The organism is Flavobacterium sp. (assembly GCF_036782315.1).
Taxonomy (GTDB): Bacteria; Bacteroidota; Bacteroidia; order Flavobacteriales; family Flavobacteriaceae; genus Flavobacterium.
Genome location: NZ_DAIPZK010000018.1, coordinates 1 through 20,418, shown reverse-complemented (window position 1 = coordinate 20,418; position 20,418 = coordinate 1). Strand labels below are relative to the sequence as shown.

The 20,418-nt window shown below is 30.4% G+C and carries 19 protein-coding genes and 1 rRNA gene; 12 read left to right on the top strand and 8 right to left on the bottom strand.

Annotated features, from left to right (window positions below):
• Window positions 1-188 precede the first annotated feature (188 nt).
• From V7P59_RS12570 to V7P59_RS12560, 3 genes are read right to left on the bottom strand one after another with little or no spacing between them, the layout of a single operon-like run.
• Window positions 189-1,655 (bottom strand): aminoacyl-histidine dipeptidase, encoded by a 1,467-nt coding sequence (locus tag V7P59_RS12570; protein ID WP_333810502.1) that lies wholly within the window; start codon window positions 1,653-1,655, stop codon window positions 189-191.
• 11 nt (window positions 1,656-1,666) lie between these two features.
• A complete protein-coding gene (locus V7P59_RS12565) occupies window positions 1,667-2,017 on the bottom strand; it encodes a HepT-like ribonuclease domain-containing protein (protein ID WP_333810501.1) in 351 nt (116 codons plus the stop codon).
• Window positions 2,007-2,300 carry a nucleotidyltransferase family protein gene (locus V7P59_RS12560; RefSeq protein WP_333810500.1) on the bottom strand — a complete coding sequence of 98 codons (294 nt, stop codon included), beginning with the start codon at window positions 2,298-2,300 and terminating at the stop codon, window positions 2,007-2,009. The genes V7P59_RS12565 and V7P59_RS12560 overlap by 11 nt, the downstream gene beginning before the upstream one ends.
• 35 nt (window positions 2,301-2,335) lie before the next feature.
• Between V7P59_RS12560 and V7P59_RS12555 the strand changes: the two genes are divergently transcribed.
• A complete protein-coding gene (locus V7P59_RS12555; protein WP_333810499.1) occupies window positions 2,336-3,382 on the top strand; it encodes a DUF3810 domain-containing protein in 1,047 nt (348 codons plus the stop codon).
• 1 nt (window position 3,383) lies between these two features.
• Here V7P59_RS12555 and V7P59_RS12550 read toward each other — a convergent pair whose 3' ends face one another.
• Together V7P59_RS12550 and V7P59_RS12545 are read right to left on the bottom strand one after the other, a co-directional pair.
• Complete coding sequence (locus V7P59_RS12550) at window positions 3,384-4,352, bottom strand: hypothetical protein (protein WP_333810498.1); 969 nt, start codon at window positions 4,350-4,352, stop codon at window positions 3,384-3,386.
• Window positions 4,353-4,355: 3 nt separating this feature from the next.
• On the bottom strand, window positions 4,356-5,660 hold the full coding sequence (locus V7P59_RS12545; RefSeq protein WP_333810497.1) for an NAD(P)/FAD-dependent oxidoreductase: 1,305 nt from the start codon (window positions 5,658-5,660) through the stop codon (window positions 4,356-4,358).
• Window positions 5,661-5,790: 130 nt separating this feature from the next.
• Between V7P59_RS12545 and V7P59_RS12540 the strand changes: the two genes are divergently transcribed.
• The 3 genes from V7P59_RS12540 to V7P59_RS12530 are packed head-to-tail and all read left to right on the top strand — an operon-like array spanning window position 5,791 to window position 7,784.
• Window positions 5,791-6,285, top strand: a complete 495-nt coding sequence (locus tag V7P59_RS12540) for an RNA polymerase sigma factor (RefSeq protein WP_194096425.1) — start codon at window positions 5,791-5,793, stop codon at window positions 6,283-6,285.
• A gap of 3 nt (window positions 6,286-6,288) precedes the next feature.
• Window positions 6,289-6,930, top strand: coding sequence for a hypothetical protein (locus V7P59_RS12535; protein ID WP_333810496.1), 642 nt, complete (start codon window positions 6,289-6,291; stop codon window positions 6,928-6,930).
• Window positions 6,930-7,784, top strand: a complete 855-nt coding sequence (locus tag V7P59_RS12530) for a TraB/GumN family protein (RefSeq protein WP_333810495.1) — start codon at window positions 6,930-6,932, stop codon at window positions 7,782-7,784. Before V7P59_RS12535 ends, V7P59_RS12530 begins: the two co-directional genes overlap by 1 nt.
• A gap of 35 nt (window positions 7,785-7,819) precedes the next feature.
• Here the strand turns inward: V7P59_RS12530 and V7P59_RS12525 are convergent, their stop codons facing one another.
• Both V7P59_RS12525 and V7P59_RS12520 read right to left on the bottom strand, forming a co-directional pair.
• Window positions 7,820-8,629: a lysophospholipid acyltransferase family protein gene (locus V7P59_RS12525; RefSeq protein WP_333810494.1), complete on the bottom strand. Its 810-nt coding sequence runs from the start codon at window positions 8,627-8,629 to the stop codon at window positions 7,820-7,822.
• A 103-nt stretch (window positions 8,630-8,732) separates the two neighbouring features.
• Window positions 8,733-9,386, bottom strand: coding sequence for an NUDIX hydrolase (locus V7P59_RS12520; protein WP_333810493.1), 654 nt, complete (start codon window positions 9,384-9,386; stop codon window positions 8,733-8,735).
• Window positions 9,387-9,455: 69 nt separating this feature from the next.
• On the opposite strand from V7P59_RS12520, the gene V7P59_RS12515 reads away from it, so the two are divergent.
• The 8 genes from V7P59_RS12515 to V7P59_RS12480 all read left to right on the top strand — a co-directional run bounded on the left by V7P59_RS12515 (window position 9,456) and on the right by V7P59_RS12480 (window position 19,882).
• Window positions 9,456-9,899, top strand: a complete 444-nt coding sequence (locus tag V7P59_RS12515; RefSeq protein WP_333810492.1) for a DUF4268 domain-containing protein — start codon at window positions 9,456-9,458, stop codon at window positions 9,897-9,899.
• Window positions 9,900-9,969: 70 nt separating this feature from the next.
• Complete coding sequence (gene msrB, locus V7P59_RS12510; RefSeq protein WP_333810491.1) at window positions 9,970-10,449, top strand: peptide-methionine (R)-S-oxide reductase MsrB; 480 nt, start codon at window positions 9,970-9,972, stop codon at window positions 10,447-10,449.
• 1 nt (window position 10,450) lies between these two features.
• Window positions 10,451-10,939, top strand: a complete 489-nt coding sequence (locus V7P59_RS12505) for a DinB family protein (protein ID WP_333810490.1) — start codon at window positions 10,451-10,453, stop codon at window positions 10,937-10,939.
• Complete coding sequence (locus V7P59_RS12500) at window positions 10,927-11,601, top strand: NRDE family protein (protein WP_333810489.1); 675 nt, start codon at window positions 10,927-10,929, stop codon at window positions 11,599-11,601. The genes V7P59_RS12505 and V7P59_RS12500 overlap by 13 nt, the downstream gene beginning before the upstream one ends.
• A 2-nt stretch (window positions 11,602-11,603) precedes the next feature.
• Window positions 11,604-12,644: a D-alanine--D-alanine ligase gene (locus V7P59_RS12495; protein ID WP_333810488.1), complete on the top strand. Its 1,041-nt coding sequence runs from the start codon at window positions 11,604-11,606 to the stop codon at window positions 12,642-12,644.
• 90 nt (window positions 12,645-12,734) lie between these two features.
• Window positions 12,735-15,995 carry a tetratricopeptide repeat protein gene (locus V7P59_RS12490; RefSeq protein WP_333810487.1) on the top strand — a complete coding sequence of 1,087 codons (3,261 nt, stop codon included), beginning with the start codon at window positions 12,735-12,737 and terminating at the stop codon, window positions 15,993-15,995.
• Window positions 15,970-17,904 carry a DUF3857 domain-containing protein gene (locus tag V7P59_RS12485; protein WP_333810486.1) on the top strand — a complete coding sequence of 645 codons (1,935 nt, stop codon included), beginning with the start codon at window positions 15,970-15,972 and terminating at the stop codon, window positions 17,902-17,904. The genes V7P59_RS12490 and V7P59_RS12485 overlap by 26 nt, the downstream gene beginning before the upstream one ends.
• Window positions 17,905-17,914: 10 nt before the next feature.
• Window positions 17,915-19,882 carry a DUF3857 domain-containing protein gene (locus V7P59_RS12480; protein WP_333810485.1) on the top strand — a complete coding sequence of 656 codons (1,968 nt, stop codon included), beginning with the start codon at window positions 17,915-17,917 and terminating at the stop codon, window positions 19,880-19,882.
• Between the two features lie 453 nt (window positions 19,883-20,335).
• Here V7P59_RS12480 and rrf read toward each other — a convergent pair.
• Window positions 20,336-20,418, bottom strand: a 5S ribosomal RNA gene (rrf, locus tag V7P59_RS12475); the annotation flags it as partial.

Genomic DNA, 20,418 nt, shown 5'->3' with positions numbered 1-20,418 from the left:
CTTCAAGTTGTAAGTTAAACTTGCCATGAGTACGTGTTTGTTTGCGTTTTTGATATCCCAGCTAGCGCGAGCATCACGCTCGTGAACAGAAAATAAAGCTAATAACGAGCACGAGCAAGATGCTCGCGCCAGCATAAAAAAATCCCGATTCACATCGGGATTTTATCTTTATGATATATTCTATCTTCTTACTTCTTAACCGGAATATTTTGTAAAATTTCCAATACAAATTTCCAATATTTTTGAGCAGAAGAAATACTCGCTCTTTCATCTGGACTGTGAGCTCCGTGGATGGTGGGTCCAAAAGAAATCATATCCATATTTGGATAATTGGTTCCTAAGATTCCACATTCTAATCCAGCGTGACAAGCTACTACGTTTGGTTTTGAACCGTTTTGTTTTTCGTAAATAGAAGTTAATACATCTAAAATTTCTGATTTTACATTTGGTGTCCAACCTGGGTAACTTCCTGTAAATTCTACTTCGCAACCAAACAATTCGTAAGCCGAACGCAAAGCATTCGCTAAATCAAATTTAGAACTCTCTACAGAGGAACGCGTTAAATTCTGAATCGAAATTTCGCCATCTTTTACAATTACTCTGGCAATATTATTCGATGTTTCTACTAAATCAGCCATATCAGCCGACATTCTGTAAACGCCGTTGTGTGCAGCATAAATAGCACGTAACAAACCTTCTTGCACACCTAAATCCATTACTTTTGCTGGAGTTGACTCGCTTTTAACAATTTCAATCGTTAAATTCGGCTCCATTGTTTTAAACTCGGCTTTGATTTCGTTGATGATTTCTTGCATATCAAAAACAAAAGCTTCGTCATAAATCGCTGCGATAATTACTTTAGCAACACTTTCTCTTGGAATTGCATTACGCAAACTTCCACCAGAAATTTCAGCAATTTGTAAACCAAAATTCTCAAATCCGTCAAATAACAAACGGTTCATGATTTTGTTCGCATTTCCTAATCCTTTATGAATATCCATTCCCGAGTGACCGCCTTTTAAACCTTTCACAGTAATGGTATAACCAACTGAACCTTCAGGAGTTTCCTCTTCGTTGTAAATTCTAGTAGCCGTTACATCTACTCCACCCGCACATCCGATATCGATTTCATCGTCTTCTTCAGTATCTAAATTCAATAAAATTTCTCCGTCAAGCATGCCGCCTTGTAGGCCCATTGCTCCTGTCATTCCCGTTTCTTCGTCAATTGTAAATAAAGCTTCAATAGCTGGATGCGGAATATCAGTACTTTCTAAAATCGCCATAATGGTTGCCACTCCTAATCCGTTATCAGCACCAAGCGTAGTTCCTTTTGCACGAACCCAATCACCATCGACATACATTTCAATTCCTTGTGTATCAAAATCGAAATTCGTATCGTTGTTTTTTTGGTGTACCATATCCAAATGCGATTGCATTACGATGGTTTTGCGATTTTCCATTCCAGGAGTCGCTGGTTTTTTGATAATTACATTCCCAACATGATCTTTCACAGTTGGTAATCCTAATTTTTGTCCGAATTCCATCATGAACGCAATCACACGTTCTTCTTTCTTAGACGGACGTGGTACAGCATTCAAATCGGCAAATTTATTCCAAAGTGCTTTTGGCTCTAAATTTCTTATTTCTTGGCTCATTGTTTTATTTATTATTTTTTTAAATCTGATATAATAGTAATAATCTCGTTTTTCAAATGAGGTAAATCAAATTGAATTACATTCCAAACCACAGCGATATCTACTCCAAAATATTCGTGAATTAGGATATTACGAAATCCAATAATTTGTTTCCATTCCACAGTTTGATAAGTAGCAATAATTTCATTTGATAAATGATTTGAAGCTTCTCCAATAATTTCAAGTTGTCGAACAGAAGCATGTAACATCATTGAATTTTGTTCAAAATGAGAAAAACTGACATCTAAAGTGTATTTTTCAATTTCTTCAATTGCATCAAGAATATGCTGTAATCGTATTAAATCTTTAGGATTACTTGGCATAAATCAATGTTTTTTCACTATCAATAATAGGTTTGATGTACTTAGAAACGGCATTTGAGGAAACCAAATCCACTTTTTTTCCTAATAATTGTTCTAAATCAAATTTCATTTGAACAAATTGAAGTCCAATTCTTTCAGAATAATCCAATTCAATTAACAAATCTACATCGCTATCATTTTGAGCCTCATTTCTTACATATGAACCAAAAAGATACGCTTTCAAAACAGGTTTTGTTTTGAAATAGTTTGAGATTTTTAATATTTGAGATTTTCCTAATTGCATATTACAAATATAAGAAGAGTTTTTATATTTACGATATGAAAAAAATTATTGCTTTTAGCCTTATAATCCAAATCATTGTGGTGAAAACGATTGGTTTGTTTCCTGATTTTGTAGAAAATTGGTACAGCAAAGGTTTTTATCCGAAATTGGCTTTTGTGTCAAGAAAAACATTAGGTTGGTTACCATTTTCGTTTGGCGATGTCATCTATTTCATTCTTATTTTACTTTTATTCCGATGGATTTGGAAACACCGTATCGGCTTTTTCAAAGAATGGAAAAATAACGGATTAGCGATATTGAGTTGGGTTTCGGTGTTTTATTTTTTCTTTCACTTGCTTTGGGGAATGAACTACTACCGAATTCCGTTACATGAAAAGTTGAAGATTGAAAAAGAATATTCGGTAGACCACTTGAAAGTTTTCATTGAAAAAATGTTGGTAAAAACAAATGCATTACAATTGCAGATCACTAAAAATGATTCAGTTGCCGTTGTGATACCGTATTCGCATGACGAAATTTATAATTTGGCTTTAAAAGGTTATGAAAACATCCCAAATGATTTACAAGAATTCCGTTACGAAGTAAAAAGCATTAAATCGTCGTTATTCAGTTATCCGTTGAGTTATATGGGATTTGGTGGTTATTTGAATCCGTTTACCAATGAAGCGCAAGTCAATTATTTAAAACCAAAATATACTTCACCGCTAACCACTTGCCACGAAATGGCACATCAAACCGGAATTGGTAGTGAAAGCGAATGCAATTTCATCGGATTTGTAACGGCTGCTAAAAACGAGGATTTGTATTTCCAATATTCAGCTTACAGTTTTGCGTTGCGCTATGCGTTGCACAATTTAGATATGATACAAGAAGGAAGTTCTGAACCGTATTTGAAAAAAATCAACAAAGGCGTTTTAAAAAACTTTGAAGAAAACAAAATCTTTTGGAAAGAATACCAAACACCAATCAATACGTTTTTCGAATATTTCTACGACAATTTCCTAAAAGCCAACCAACAAAAAGATGGCATGGAAGGGTATAGTAAATTTGTGGGATTGGCGATTGGGTATGAGAAAGTGTAAATTAATTTACACTTTGAATTAAATTATCAAAATTATAGTAATAATAACTTAAAACCATTAAATCGTTAGGCTTGATAATTTTAATCATTTGCCACTTATACTTTTCTGCGTGATAATTACTAATTCCAAACGGCATATCATTTTTAATTACTATCGTTGGTGTTGAATTTTCGTCTATAAACTGATTAACAATAATTCCACCATAATTCCATAAATCACTTCCAATAGTTTTACACCTAACAATCATACCTTGAACAGTATCTTGCCATAAAATGTCAATCCATTCAGATGAATCTAAAATCTTTTTAACCTCGTCAATTGTATGTTGAACTTTTAATATTTGTTTCTGTTTTTGCTCCTTAATCAAACGATTTGTAATAATTTCAGTTGAGACTTCTTTTAAATTATCAATAAAAAAATCTTCCCAATTTTCAATTGCCTTATCAATTAACTCATTAAATGTACACACTAAATTATCTTGAAAGTCAACAATATCTGCAACATATTCCTCACCTTGATTCATCGGGTTATAAAAAACTTTGGTTAATGGAAATTTAACATTCCATTCTTTTCTGATATTAATAATTTTCGGATCTAATTTAGACCTTTTAAATTTAGTAAGTGGATAACCGTGTTTTTCAGCATTTGACAAATCTGTTATAACAGATAAATGCAACGAATCATTAATTCTGTCTTCTATAATTTTATCTTCTAAATTCTTTTCAAATAAAAATTTCTTCAGATTATCTTTTAAATTTGCAATATGATGAATAACAAGAATCATTCTATTGTAAGCTTCAAATTTAGCATCATCATTGGTAATACTAGCTCCAATTGTAACTCTCATGTATTTTTTCCCATTTTCTTCATATTCTTCAGTCTTAGGAACTACTAGGTTCTGAAAAGCATAATGAAAATCAATAGCTTTATATAAAACTGATATTCTGTGTTCTAAATTATTAAAATCCATAAACTACAATTCATCACTCGTAAAACTCACTTGACTTCTCTTCTTATACGGACGCATAATTAACCTTGCTTCTCTATCAAAACGGATGTAATTGTAAACCCAATTTAAGAACACGACCGCTTTATTTTTGAATCCGATTAACGAAAACAAATGCACAAACATCCAAACAAACCATGCAAAAACGCCACTAAATTTGAATTTTGGTAAATCGACAACCGCTTTGTTTCTTCCTATGGTTGCCATGGAACCTTTGTCTTTGTATTCGAAAGGTTTAGGCGTTTTTTTATTGATGATTTTTATTAAGTTTTCAGCTAGTAATCGTCCTTGTTGCATTGCGGGTTGTGCCATCATGGGATGTCCTTGTGGATAGTTTTTAGTAGTCATAACCGCTATATCACCAATCGCAAAGAGATTATCATACCCTTCTACTTGATTGAATTGATTGACCTTAATTCGATTTACATTTTTGATAAAACTATCCGCATTTAATCCATGTGGCAAAGCCCCTTGAACTCCTGCTGTCCAAATCACAGTTGCAGTATCAAACGTTAAATCAGAATTGGTAGTCACTATTTTCCCATCATAGTTGGTAACACGAACATTTTTCCAAACACTCACTCCTAAATCCAACAGAAATTTTTCAGCTTTTTCAGATGCGTTTTCGCTCATCGAATCTAAAACGCGATTACTTCCTTGAATCAAATTGATTTCCATTTTTCGAACATCCAAATCGGGATAATCTTTTGGAAGAATTGCTTTTTTCATTTCAGCCAAAGCTCCAGCCAACTCTACACCTGTTGGGCCACCGCCTACCAAAACGAAATTCATCAAACTATGACGTTCGTCAATATCATTCGTCAACAAAGCTTGTTCAAAATTCTCTAAAATTAAACTTCGAATATTCAACGATTGTGGAATCGTTTTCATCGCCATACTATTGCGCTCGATTTCTTTGTTCCCAAAATAATTAGTTTTAGAACCCGTAGCAATGACTAAATAATCGTATTTGAGTTCGCCAATATCTGCAATTACCTTATTGTTTGAAGTATCAATTTCACGAACTTCTGCCAATCGGAAATAAAAATCTTTATATTCTTGTACAATTTTTCGTATTGGGTAAGCAATCGAATCAGGTTCTAATCCGCCCGTTGCCACTTGATACATTAAAGGTTGGAAATTATGGTAATTATGTTTGTCTAGTAAAACAACTTGTACATTTTTATTGCGAAGTCTTTTCGCAAAAGAAATTCCTGCGAATCCACCACCTATGATGACAATTCTTGGAAAACTACTACGAGGTATATTCATATATCCTGCAAATTTTATGTATCAAAGATACTAAGAAAAAGAGTTTAAATTTTCTTAAAATAGTTAATGATTAATTAAATTTGAAACAATAAACTTGTAACAAATTAGTCAAAACGGCTACTTATTGAATATGAAATCAGAATCGGAAGCCCTTTTTGTTAAGCAACTCAAAGAGAATCAGAATATAATCCACAAAATTTGTCGATTGTATACTACTGATGAGGATGCGCATAACGATTTGTTTCAAGAAATTACAATTCAACTTTGGAAAGCCTTTCCAAACTTTAGAGGTGATTCTAAATTTACTACTTGGGCGTATCGCGTTGGACTAAATACTGCCATTACTTTATACCGAAAAAAGAAAAGAACTATCGACACAATTGAATTTGATAGCACTTTTCACAAGGTAACACAAGACGATTACAATTTTGAAGAAGAAGAAAAATTAAAGCTTTTATATAGCGCTATTAGCGAATTAAATGACATTGAAAAAGCCTTAGTTTTCTTGTATTTAGAAGATAAAGATTATACTGAAATTTCAGAAACGTTGGGGATTAGTGAAGTGAATGCACGAGTAAAAATGAATCGTGTAAAAGGGAAATTAAAAAAAATATTAAATCCGTAACTTATGGATGAATTAGAATTATTAAAAAAAGACTGGAAAAAACAAGAAGGTTCTTTCCATCAAATAAGTGAAAAAGAAATATATGGAATGCTGCACAAGGGTTCGTCTTCTATTGTGAAATGGATTGTGATTATTAGTGTTTTAGAACTTGCTCTGTGGGCTAGTATTTCATTTTTCACAGCTGATGAAGAATATTTCAAAACCTTAAAAGTGTATCATTTAGATACTATAATGCCTATTATTTCGGTAATAAATTATGGAGTTATTCTATTCTTTATTTATTTGTTTTTCAAAAACTATAAAACAATAAACACAACTGATACAGTCAAACAATTAATGCAAAGCATTTTAAGAACCCGAAAAACGGTTAAATATTATGTTTGGTATAATTTAGCTATGACTGCTTTCTCCTTTATTTTGGTTTTTATTTTCCAATTTATGTATGATCCAAACATTAGAAAAATGGTAGATAAATTATCACAAAATATTGATCCTAATACCTTTTACTGTATTATGTTGTTAGTATACGGAGTTATCATCGCCATTTTTGTTGGTTTAATTTGGCTATTTTACAGATTGCTCTATGGTATCTTGATGAAAAAATTAGAAAAAAATTATAACGAACTTAAAAAGATTGATTTTTAATGAAAAAATTCTTAATTACATTTTTAACTTTATTTACAGGGTTTCTATTTTCACAAGAATTAGAAAAGAGTCTTTTGTGGAAAATTTCTGGAAATGGTTTAAAAAAAGATTCTTATTTATTTGGAACCATTCATATTACTTGTGATGCAAGTTTAGAGGGCAATATCGTAAAAGCCTTAGAAAACACTGACCAATTGTATTTAGAACTCGATATGGACGAAAAATCGATGCAAATGCAGATGATGAAGTATATGATGATGAAAGATGGTGTAAAGTTATCTAACTTGTTAAGTCCTCAAGATTTTCAAATTGTGGATGAATTTCTAAAGAAAAACATCAATATGTCTGCTAAAATGTTTGATGGTTTCAAACCTTTTATGATTACTACAATGTTGTATCCAAAAATGCTAGATTGTCCATTTCAATCAGTTGAAACTGAATTAATGAAAGTTACCAAAAATCAAAACAAAGAAATTTATGGTTTGGAAACAGTTGAAGACCAAATGAAAGTTTTTGACACTATTCCATATGAAATTCAAGCTGAAGAATTAGTCAAAATGGCGAAAAGTAATTTAGAAAAAGACAAAGCCGAGATTGGTAAAATGATGGAAATCTATAAAAGTAAAGATTTAGAAGGAATGCTTAAAATGATGGACGACTCAAACAATAAAATCACTTCAGAAAACCAAGAAGTACTACTAAATAATAGAAATAAAAACTGGATTCCTGTTATGATAAAAACAATGAAAGAGAAACCTACATTCTTTGGGGTTGGAGCTGGACATTTAGCAGGTGAAGAAGGTGTAATTAAACTTTTAAGAAAACAAGGCTTTAAAGTAGAAGCAGTTAAATAAACAAAAAAAGGTTCTGAAATTTCAGAACCTTTTTTTTAATATCTCCACATTCTTTCTTTATCTTCTTTTCTTTTTTCTTCTAAAACTTCAGCCGGAATTACTTTTAATAGAGAAGGATGTTGTTCAATTGCAAATTCGATTTTTTCTACTAAACTTTCAACCGTTTCTGTATCATAATCAATTTCTAATGGCGGTTTAATTTCCATACTTTGAAGAATTCCTTTTTTCTTAATAAACAAACCTTTTCTATCAAAAGAACGACGAAAACCATCAATTACAATAGGAACAACTATAGGACGATGTTGTAAAATAATATGGGCAGTTCCTTTTCTAACTGGTTTAAAAGAACGGGTAGTACCTTGCGGAAAGGTAATTACCCACCCATCTTGCAAAGCAATTTTGATGTTTTCAGTATCATTTGGATTAACTTCTTTCTTTTCTGTTACATCTTTCCCTTTGGCTCTCCAAGTTCTTTCCACAGTAATAGCTCCAGCATAAGCTAATATTCGTGGCAACAAACCTTCTTGCATGGTTTCTTTAGCAGCAACGTAGTATAAATTTAATTTAGGGTTCCATAAATATCCTACATTTTTAATATTATCTTCTCTCCCTTTTAATGCAGCATTAAAAACATGAAACATGGCTACAACATCTGCAAAATAAGTTTGATGATTGGATATAAATAAAACATTGGTATCAGGTAAACTTCTAATAATTTCAGAACCATCAATTTGTAGACGATTAAAACCACGGTATCTTTTGTGAGTCAAGGTACCAGCAATTCTAATTAACCACTTCTTTAAAAACAAAATATGTCCGAAAGGATTTCTCTTAAATAATCCCATAATTTTTACTTTTTTACAAAACAAGAGAACAAAAGTAGTAAAATAGGTGGTTTTAAAAAGAAAATAAAATTAAAATCATACAATGATTCAAAAATTTAAATACTTAGAAATCACACTTAATCAAGGCACATTTTATAGTTTCTTTTAATTCACTCATCATCATTGCAGTAGCGCCCCAAACTACATATTTGTCAACCATAAATGCTGGCACTTCAATATCAGTAGCATACGAAGTAGTCATTTTGACTTTCACAATACTTTTTTCGTCTAAAAAATCGGAAATTGAAAATTCTAATACTCTTTTAACTTCATCCAAATCAGGTATAAACGTTAATTCTTCATGAGAAACACCCATAAAAGGAGCCACTAAAAAATTACTAGGTGGAATATATATTTCGCTGAAAGGCTTAATAATTTGAATTTTATCAGGATGAATTCCCACTTCTTCATGGGTTTCTCTTAAAGCAGTTTCTTTTAAATCAGCATCAAACTCTTCTACTTTCCCTCCAGGAAAACCTATTTGAGAAGAGTGCACACCAGGATAAGAGTTCCGAACAATTAAGGCTAAATGTGTTACTTGATTTTTTGGGTAAAAAAGCATTAATACGGCAGCCTTTCTTGGATTTTTATCAAAATAACTTTCTTCTTTTAAAAAAGAAATACGTTCTAGCGGAGCCATTTTAGCATGAGCATCCGTAGAAAGAAGGGTTTCTTTTTCTATCTTTGGAAGATATTTTATAAAATCGTTAAAAAGCATACCATTTCAATTTAATACCTTTAAAGGTAGCTATTTTTTTCAAAAAAAATAAATTTCTAATTTAATTATATGTTCAGTAAAGAAGAAGCACTTCAAATTAAAAAAGATTTTTGGATAGCATTTGCAGAAGAATATCCACGTAAATGGCTGTTATACAATACCAAAATCAAAGATGTAACCTTCAAATTTTATGTTGACAATAAAAAAGCACAAGTTTTACTCGATATAGAACCAAAAGACGAAGAAAAACGTAAAATATATTATGAAAAAGTAGAATCGTTAAAAACCATTCTTTTAGAAGACTATTTAGACGATGTAATTTTTGAACGTAATTTTTATTTAGAAACAGGTAAAGTAATCAGTCGAGTTTGGGTAGAAAAAACAGGAATAAGCATCAATAACAAAAATACCTGGCCTGAAATTTTTGACTTTTTTGCTGAAAAAATGGATGCATTTGAGCGTTTTTTCTATGAAAACGAAGATTATATTAGAGATTTAGAAATCAATACATAATTCAAATACTTTGTAACATTGTTAACACATTATTTGAATTCTTACTATTAAATTTGAAAAAATGTTAGCTATGAGAAAGTTATTTTTATTAATTGCAGTTGTAAGTTTACAATCATGCCAATCCCAAACTAAAGAACCTAAAACTATGAATTCAAATTCTAAAAAAACCGAAGCGGAATGGAAGGCGCAACTTTCGCCTGAACAGTATGAAGTATTAAGAAACAAAGGTACTGAAAGAGCATTCACTGGTGAATATTGGGATCATTTTGAAAAAGGAAAATACGTTTGTGCTGGTTGTGGAAATGACTTATTTACTTCTGACACCAAATTTGATTCACACTGTGGATGGCCTTCTTTTGATAAAGCAATTAAAGGCGCTGTAGTATACAAACAAGATTTGAGTTACGGAATGGTGCGCACCGAAGTTTTATGCGCTAAATGCGACGGACATTTAGGTCATGTTTTTGATGATGGTCCGAGAGAAACTACTGGGCAACGCTATTGCATGAATTCAGTCTCTATAAAATTTGTTCCAGAAACAAAGAAATAATATGCTGGTTCAAATTGTAAAACAAAATCTGACTGAGAATATTGAACTTCTTCATCAATTAACAAATGAAGAATTGACATTGGCATATCCTGAACTGAGCAATGCTACAATTGGTGAGCACATGCGTCATATAATTGAACTTATTGGGTCGCTATTAAATAATTATGAAAAAGGTATTATCAATTACGATAAAAGAAAAAGAGATGTAATACTTCAAACCAATAAAATAGAAGCCATTAAAATTCTCGAAAAATATCGTGTTGAACTTGACAAACCCAATAAACAATTATTATTGAAACACAATTGTTTCAGCGATAACAAAATGCTTGAAACCAACTATTTCAGAGAATTACTTTACAATTTGGAACACAGCATTCATCATCAAGCTTTAATAAAAGTAGCTTTATATCGATTGCCGCATATTAAAATTTCAGATTCTTTCGGAATTGCGCCCTCAACTCTCGAATACAAAAAACAATGTGCACAGTAACTTATATTCCTACCAGAGAAGGTTGCATTATTACTTCCAATCGCGATGAAAAAATCGCTCGTGAAAGAGCACTTCCTCCAAATGAATATCAAATTGAAGGAAAAAAAATTACTTTCCCAAAAGACACAAAAGCAGGCGGAACTTGGATAGCCCATTCCGAAACTAAAATTGTAGTTTTACTAAATGGTGCTCAAGAAAAGCACATTCCAAAGCCAAGTTATCGTAAAAGTAGAGGTTTAGTGGTTATAGATTTAATAATTGCTAAAAACACATTAGAACATTGGAAATCAATAGATTTAACCGATATTGAACCGTTTTCCATAGTCTTATTTGATAACAATAAATTAATACAATTGCAATGGAATGAAGTAGAAAAAAGTGAAGAAATTAAAGATGAAAAACAACCTCACATTTGGTCCTCTTCTACCTTATACTCAAAAGAAATTCGCGAAAAAAGAAAAGTTTGGTTTACAAATTTTATTAAAGAAAATAAGAACCCAACACCAGATGAAATTTTACATTTTCATCAATTTACCGAATCTGAAAATAAAGATTTTGGTTTACAGATTAATCGTAATAATGTATTAAAAACTATTAGTATAACACAATGTAAAGTCCACCAAAATAAAATAGAAATGCTCTATTTGGATTTATTCGAATAAAAATGACAAAACTCAAACTCTTTCTTCATAAACTAACCCATTGGGAATATTGGCCCTATCAAGTGATTTATTTTCCTGTGTACTTCCAATACTTGTATTATGCAGCAAGAACACGTTCCTTTTTTTATTTCAATGCATCCAATCCTACTATAAAAAATGGAGGTTTTTTCATGGAATCAAAAAAAGAAATTTACGATTTGATTCCGTATGAGTATTATCCAAAAACGATTTTAGTTCATCCAAAAGAAAAATTAGATACAATTTTACAAAGAATTGACACAGAAAATATTCAATTTCCTCTAATTGCAAAACCCGATATCGGCTTAAGGGGTACAGCTGTAAAAAAAATACTTAATACAGAAGAATTAAAAAATTATCTCAAAAAAGCAAAGTTTGATATCTTATTGCAAGATTTAATTCCCTATCAAAAAGAAATTGGGCTTTTCTATGTAAAATTACCTAATAAAGAAGGAAAAATAACAGGAATTGTCTCAAAAGAATTTATGATTTTAAAGGGAAACGGAAAGAATACCATTCGCGAATTATTACATCAAGACAAACGCTACCTGTTACAATTAGAAACATTAGAAGCCGAATATAAAGAAAAGTTAAACTACGTTTTAAAAAAAGAAGAAACCATTAATTTGGTGCCTTACGGAAATCATTGTCGTGGAACAAAATTCGTTGATGCAAGTCACGAAATCACCCCTGAAATGACAGCAAGTTTCAACATTATTTGCAGTCAAATAGAAGGATTTCATTTTGGCCGTATGGACATTATGTATCAATCCTATGAAGATTTAGCACAAGGAAAAAACTTCCAAATCGTAGAAATCAACGGCGCTATTAGTGAACCCACACACATGTATGATCCTAAACACAGCTTATGGTTTGGCTGGAAAGAACTCACCCGACATTTTCACTACATGTATTTAATTAGCAAAAACAATCATAAAAATGGAGCAAAATACTTGAGCTTTAAAGAAGGAGTTCATGAATTTAAAAAGCATCACAATCATTACGATACTATTCTAAATTTCTAAATTTTGATTTTGTTAAAAATCTAACATTTTTAAAGAAAAATTGCACAAAAAATGGAAATAAAATTTATATTTGATAAATTTTATTTTTTTATGAAAAAAATCTTCTTAACACTATTTATCATTGGGTTATCCCATGTTTTCTCTCAAACAAAAAAAGATTATTCTTTTAATTATTCCACTGATTCAATCATTAAAACTGGTTTTGTTTATTACGAAAAAGGACAATATAGCGATGCCGTTAAAGAGTTTCAGAAAATAGCAAAAACTGATCCTAAATATTTAGTTGCTCAATACGAAATTGCATTATCTTTATTTGCTGAAAAGAAAAAAGAAGAACTAGTAAAACATCTTGAAACATTATATAATGAAGGTAAGATGAAAGACCTGCCTAAGTTATATACACTTTATGGTACATTTTACAGTGATGAAAAAGAATATGATAAAGCTGAAAAAATATTTAATGAGGGTGCTCACTACATGAGTAATTCTTCAAATTTCTTATACAATCAGGCTATATTACATTTAAGAAAGGGTGATTTACAAAAAAGTGCTGATTTATTAAAAAAAGTAGTTACTATCAATCCAAATCTAGCTTCAGGACACTATTTTTTAGGAGCTATTGCTCTTGAAAATGGTAACATTGTAGAAGGAAGCTTAGCTTTATTAAGTTATTTAGCGATTGCTCCTACTGGAAAATATGCAGAAGAAGCAGTTTTAAAATTAAATAAAAAATTTGGAGAAAATTATCTTACAAAAGGAAAAATCGTTTTTTCAACTAGCGGTGATAATTTTGAAGAATTAGAAACCATTCTAAAAAATCAACTTCCATTAAGAAAAGCATACAAGCTAAAAACAGATATTGATGAAGTTATCATGCGTCAAATGCAAGCCGTAATGGAATACAGTTTAGATCATAAAATGGGTGATGGCTTTTTTGAAACCACATATATACCATGGATTAAAGATATTGTAATTAAAAAACAGTTAACTAGTTTTAATTATTACATGCTTTTAGGTCTGGAAGAAAAATTAGGAAAAAGTCTCACAAAACACAAAAAAGAGATTACAAATTTCTACGAAAAATATTATATGGTTGATTTTTGGAATCAATTTGCCAAAAGAAACATAGAACATTTTGGACAAAAACAAGAAGTAGTTATTTATTTAAAGGATGGAAAACCTTTTATTTTAGGACCAATAGTAAATAATAAAAAAGAAGGGAAATTCAAACTTTTAGGAGACAACGGAAACACTGAAGGGGAATTAAACCTTAAAAATGATGAACTTGATGGATTACAAAAATATTTTGATGAAAAAGGTAATCTTGAAATGGAAAAAATGTATACGGCTGGAAAATTAAACGGTGAAAAAAAAGAGTACTATCCTAATGGAAATTTAAGTGTTGTAGAAAACTATAAAGATGATATACTACACGGATTAAGCACTTCTTATCATATCAATGGTGGGAAAAACTGTGAACTAAATTTTACAAGCGGTGAACGAGATGGTGTATTAACTTGTTATTATCCAAACGGAACTAAAAGCAGTGTAATTACGTATGTTAAAGGAAAATTAAACGGGCCTTATGTAATATACAATGAGGTTGGAGATATTACAGTTTCAACTAATTACAAGAATAATGAAATTGATGGTAAATACATGCAATATTTTGACGGGAAAACGATAAAAGCTGAAGGAGAATATGTAAACGGTAAACCTCAAGGAACTTATAAAAAATATTATTCTAACAACAATTTAGAATTTGAAAACTTTTATAATAATGGAAAAAATACAAAAACAATTAATTACTTCTTTTCTGGGGGAAAATCTTCTGAATTAATTTTTAATGATAAAGAAGAATTAGAATTGTATAGTTATTTCAATCCTAAAGGAGAAAAATATTTTGAAGAAAAATACAAAAGTGGAGAATTGAAATCAGGTTTACAATATTCTTATACTAATCCAAAACCAGTGGAAGTAAACCTAACCAAGAAAGCTTTCAGCATTTCTAACATGGAAAATAACAAACAAATTACTGGTTTCTTTGAAAAGGGAAAAAAATCAGGAGAATGGAATTATTATTTCACTAATGGTAATTTAAAAATTAAAGAGAATTATATAAATGGTAATCAAACTGGGCTTTCTTATACCTATAATTACAGAGGACTATTATCAAGTATTTCTCACTATAAAAATGATGCTTTGAATGGTATTTATGAAATTTACGACAATGATGTGTTAAACGAAATTTCATTTTATAGCAATGGAACACAAAATGGTCCTTACATATCATACTATCCAGACGGAGCTGTAAAAACTGAAGGATTTCTTCAAGATGGGGAAGTAAGCCATTCAAAATTGACTTATAGACAAACAGGAAAACTATCTCAAGTTTCAAAATATTTTGATGGTAACATCATCTATTTTGAAAGTTATGACAGTAACGGTAAAAGAGAATTTGAATTTGACTATAAAAATAAATCAGGAAAAGTTAATTTAAGTTTAAATAATGGAAATACATCACAAGATTTTGAAATGATGAATGGAAATTATAATGGCAAATTTGTTTCTAAAGACAAATTAGGTTATAAAATTTTAGAAGCTAATTACGTCAACGGAATGCTTAATAACAATTACAAATATTATAGCCCATACGGAACATTAATGTTTGAAAGAAATTATTATTGTGGTTTGATTAATGGAACCAACATACAATATGATCTAGTTGGAAACCTAAGAATTACAAATGAATACAAATTTGGGAATGAAAGTGGAAAAACAATTCGTTACTACCACAACAAATCTAAAATGTTTGAATACAATGAATTTGATGGTTTAATGGATGGTGAATATATTTACTACAATCAAAAAGGGGAAGCTATTTTAAAAGTAAATTTTGAAAGTAATGCTTTAGCAAGCTACGAAACGTTAAGTAAAACTGGTGATTTTTCAGAAAAAGTAAAAACTCCAAGTGAAAATGCTGATATTACTTCTTTTTACCCAAATGGGAAAATAGCAATAAAAGTATCGTATGTGAAAGGTAGTATAAATGGAAAATTGTTAATTAACAATGCCGAAGGAAAACCAGAATATGAAGCAAACTACAAAAATGGTTTATTCGAAGGAGAACGTATTGAATATTACGCTAACGGGAAAATATATAAAAAAGAAAATTTAAAAAATGGTGATTTTGAAGGAGTTCACAGTTACTTCAAAGAAGATGGAAAACCATGGTTAACAGCAAATTATAAAAACGATGAACTTCATGGTGACTTTTTAATTTATACTAATGGTATTTTAACCCTAACAAAAAAATACGATTCAGATGAATTGGTTGAAATCAGTAAATAAAACAGTTATCTCTTGTATGCTTTTCGGATGTACCTCAATGGGCACACAAGCACAGCAAAGTTTTGAAGATTATAAAAAAGAATATCCCGATTTTAATGAGGTTGTTCTTTTAGATTATCAATGTTATGATATTTCTATCGAGAACAAAAAGCTAAAAATTATCCAAAATACTTCTTTTGAATCTGTAATACTTTCTGAAAATGGCATTCACAACAACCAAGAAACTTTTACCTATTCTGAATTAGTAAAACTATTAGAATATGATGCTTTCTCAGTAATCAATAACAATGGAAAAGATAAGAAAATCAAAGTAACACAATCTAATGAAAAAAATTCAAGTAGTAGTACTGTATTCTTTGACGATATTAAAGAAAGACAACTTATTTTTCCTCATTTAGAAAAAGGGGCCAAAAAAGTTTACAATTACAAACGTGAATTTGTCGATCCTTTTCTACTTCATAAATACATGTTTATTGGTGGTTACCCAATAAAGAATGCTACATTTGAAGTAAAAACAGATAAAAATATAAATATTGGTTTTAAGATTTTCAACGATCCAAACAATACCATCCAATTCAAAAAAACTGAAGTAAAAGGTAAAATTGTCTACACTTGGACATTAAAAGACATCAAAGCATTTAAACTTGAACCCAATAGTCCTGGTATTTTACACAGCGCACCTCACATTGATATCTATATAAAAGATTATACGATAAATGACAAAAAAACTATTGTTTTAGATGATGTTTCATTATTACATAAATATTATCAAGGTTTTGTTAATAATCTGAATAAAAAAGAATGTATCGATTTAAAAAAGATAACAGAAGAAATTACAAAAGATAAAACTACTGACGAAGAAAAAATTAAAAGCATTTTTTATTGGGTTAAAGACAATATCAAATATGTTGCTTTTGAAAATGGCTACGAAGGTTTTATTCCAAGAGAAGCCGATTTAGTATTCGAAAGAAAATTTGGAGATTGTAAAGATATGGCAAATATCATCGTTTCTATGTCGGAATACGCAAACATTAAAGATGTAAATTTATGTTGGATAGGAACTAGAGAAATTCCTTACTCATACTCTGATTTAGCAACACCTGCAGTAGATAATCATATGATTGCAGCGTATAAAAATGGGGAAGAATACATCTTTTTAGATGCTACGGATAGAGAAACAAGATACGGATTACCAACTTCTTTTATTCAAGGAAAAGAGGCATTAATCAATAATGGAAAAGAATTTAAAATTGTAAAAGTTCCGGTTGTTGACGCTAAGAAAAATCAAGTAAACGATAGAGTTAAAGTTGAAATAAAAGGCGGAAAACTTATTGGAAAAGGGAAAATGGAATTCTATGGGTTTAACCGAAGTATGACTTTAATGCAAATTAGAGACGCTACAGGTAAAACTCGTTTTGAAATGATAAAAAGCTTAGTCTTAAAAGGTAATAATAAGTTCAACCTAAATTCATTTACGGAAGAAAATATTGGCAACCGTGATTTACCCTATAATATAAATTACGATTTTGAATTAGACAATTATTTAATCAGAGTAGATAAAGAACTTTATCTAAATCCTTATTTATATAAAGTATTTGAAAGAAACCCAATACAAAAAGATCGTGTTACTGGCTATGATTTTGAAATTGTTTCGTTTTTCAATTCCGAATACGAACTTGAAATTCCTGCCAGTTACAAAGTAAAATACATACCAAAAAACTTTACTTTAGATAACGAATTACTACAAGTTAAAGCTGTTTTTACTGAAAGTAATAATAAGGTTCAAGTAAAATACACATTAGAATTTAAAAAATTAGTAATTGAACCAAATGATTTTCAACTATGGGATGATAGCATTAAAAAAATGAAAAGTAACTATAACGAAACATTAATTTTAACAGAAAAATAATACGATTCAAATGAGAAAACTAATAGCTCTAAACCTTCTTATTTTATCCTTGTGCAATATAAATTCAATTGTAGCACAAGATTACACCTTCAAAAACTACAAATGGGAACAAAAACCCACTGCTTTTTCTGTCCCAGAACAATATAAAAATGAAAACGAAATAGTTGTAAGTAGAACAATTAAAGTTGAAATTATTTCAGATAAAAATGGACCAAAACAATATTACTTGTTACATGATAAAATTTTCATCAATTCCGATGATGCTATTGAGAAAAACAATAAAATCTATTTACCGTTTAATTTAAAAGAAGATGTAATTAAAAATGAAGCACGTGTTATTTTAAAAAATGGTAAAATCATTAATTTAGATAAAAAAGACATCAAAGAAGAAGTAGATGAGCAACGAGGTATTAAGTTTAATTACTTTGCTATTAATGGTTTAGAAAAGGGTGCCATCATTGAAAAAATATTTGTGTTAGAAGAATCCCCGGAATTGAATGGAAAAACGTTAAAAATGCAAGATGATTTACCTATTATGGATATCTATTTCGAGTTAATCTATCCTAATCACTTAGTATTCAAAACAAAAGGATACAACAATCTTGCAGAAGCTGTTTTAGACGAAAAAAAATACAACGGGAAAATTGCACTCTCAGTTAAAGAATCTAACATACCTAAATTAGAAGACGACGAAAAGTATTCAAACTGGAAAGCTAATATTAAATATTTCCGTTATAAACTAGACGCTAATTTATACAATGGTTCAAAAAACCTATACAACTATAAAGAGTTTGCATCAAATATATATGAGAGATTTAACACAGAATTAGACAAAAAAAATCAAAAAGCTGTTGACGATTTTTGTAAAACCATTACAAAATCAGCAGATCTACAAGAGCAAATTTGGAACATTGAAAACAAAGTTAAAAAAACAATTGCTTATAATCGCTATTTTGATTCCAAAGAAAATTTAAGTGATGTATTCAAAACAAAGCAAGCAAATCAATCAGAAATTTTAGCGCTTTATCTAGCAATTTTCAAATATTTCAAAATTGAAAATCAAATTGTTTTTGCATCAAATCGTTATAATATTCCTTTTGATTCTGAATTTGAGAGTTATGAAAATTTAGATGAATTGTTGATCTTTTTCCCTACTATTAAAAAATTCATGACTCCAACAGAAATCGAATATAGAATTCCACTAATTCCCAATACATTAGCTAATAACAACGGTCTTTTTATTAAAGGAAAAGAATTTTCAGGAGTTAAAATGGGCATTGGCGAAATCAATTTTATTCCAATACCTGGAGTAGAAATCACTCATGATGTTATGAATATAACAATAGATTTCACAAAAGATATCGAAAATCCTATCATTACAAATGAAATCTCTTTTGGTGGTTATTCTGCTTTAAATTTCCAACCTATTAAAGATTTTGCTCCTGCTGATCAATATAAAGAAATTTTAAAAAGCATCGCTGAAAACTATACAATTCAAGAGAACTATACTTCTTTAATAACAGAAAACGATGGAACCGAATTCATTGGTAAAAAACCATTCGTGTTAAAAGTTACTTTTGAAGGGAAAGATTTAGTTCAGAAAGCGGGAGACAATTATTTATTCTCTGTTGGAAAAACAATTGGTTCTCAAATGGAATTATACCAAGAAAACAAACGCATGATGCCTGTTGAAATAGATTATCCACACTCCTATTTCCGTAAAATCAAAATTATTTTACCTAAAGGGTTAAAGGTTAAAAACTTAGAGAAATTCAACATGAGTCATAAAACCGATATCAATGGTAAAACTGAAGCTATCTTTGTAAGTAATTACAAGACTCAGGGCGACGAAATTCTAGTTGAGAATACTGAATACTATAATATTATTAATTATCCGTTAGAACACTTCGAATCATACAAAGCAGTTATCAACGCTGCTGCCGACTTTAATAAGATAGTTATTGTACTAAATAAATAAAACACAAAATCCGACTTTAAAAGAGTCGGATTTTTTTATGGGCGTTCCCTCAAGGGTTGGGCTATCTCCGCACTCGCTTTACTTAAAATCCTTAGGCATTTTAAGTAAAAGCTCAAACAAATGCTCCACACGAGCTTGCGACTGACTAAGTAATCCCTAACGCGGAATTGGTTTTCAGTTGAGATTTATACTTTTTCCAGTCCCATCGGGACGATCTATTGGTAACAAAAAACCCCTCATCGTTAGATGAAGGGTTTTCAAAAGACTCGAGGACTATGTCCGACTGAGCAAAGCTAAAGGCGGCGACATACTCTCCCACATAACTGCAGTACCATCTGCGTAGTCGTCCCGAAGCTTCGGGATTAACTTCTCTGTTCGATACCTTTAATTCATTTTTTCTAAAAATTACACATAACAAAAAACCCCTCATCGTTAGATGAAGGGTTTTCAAAAGAAAGGCGGCGACATACTCTCCCACATAACTGCAGTACCATCTGCGCAGTCGGGCTTAACTTCTCTGTTCGGAATGGGAAGAG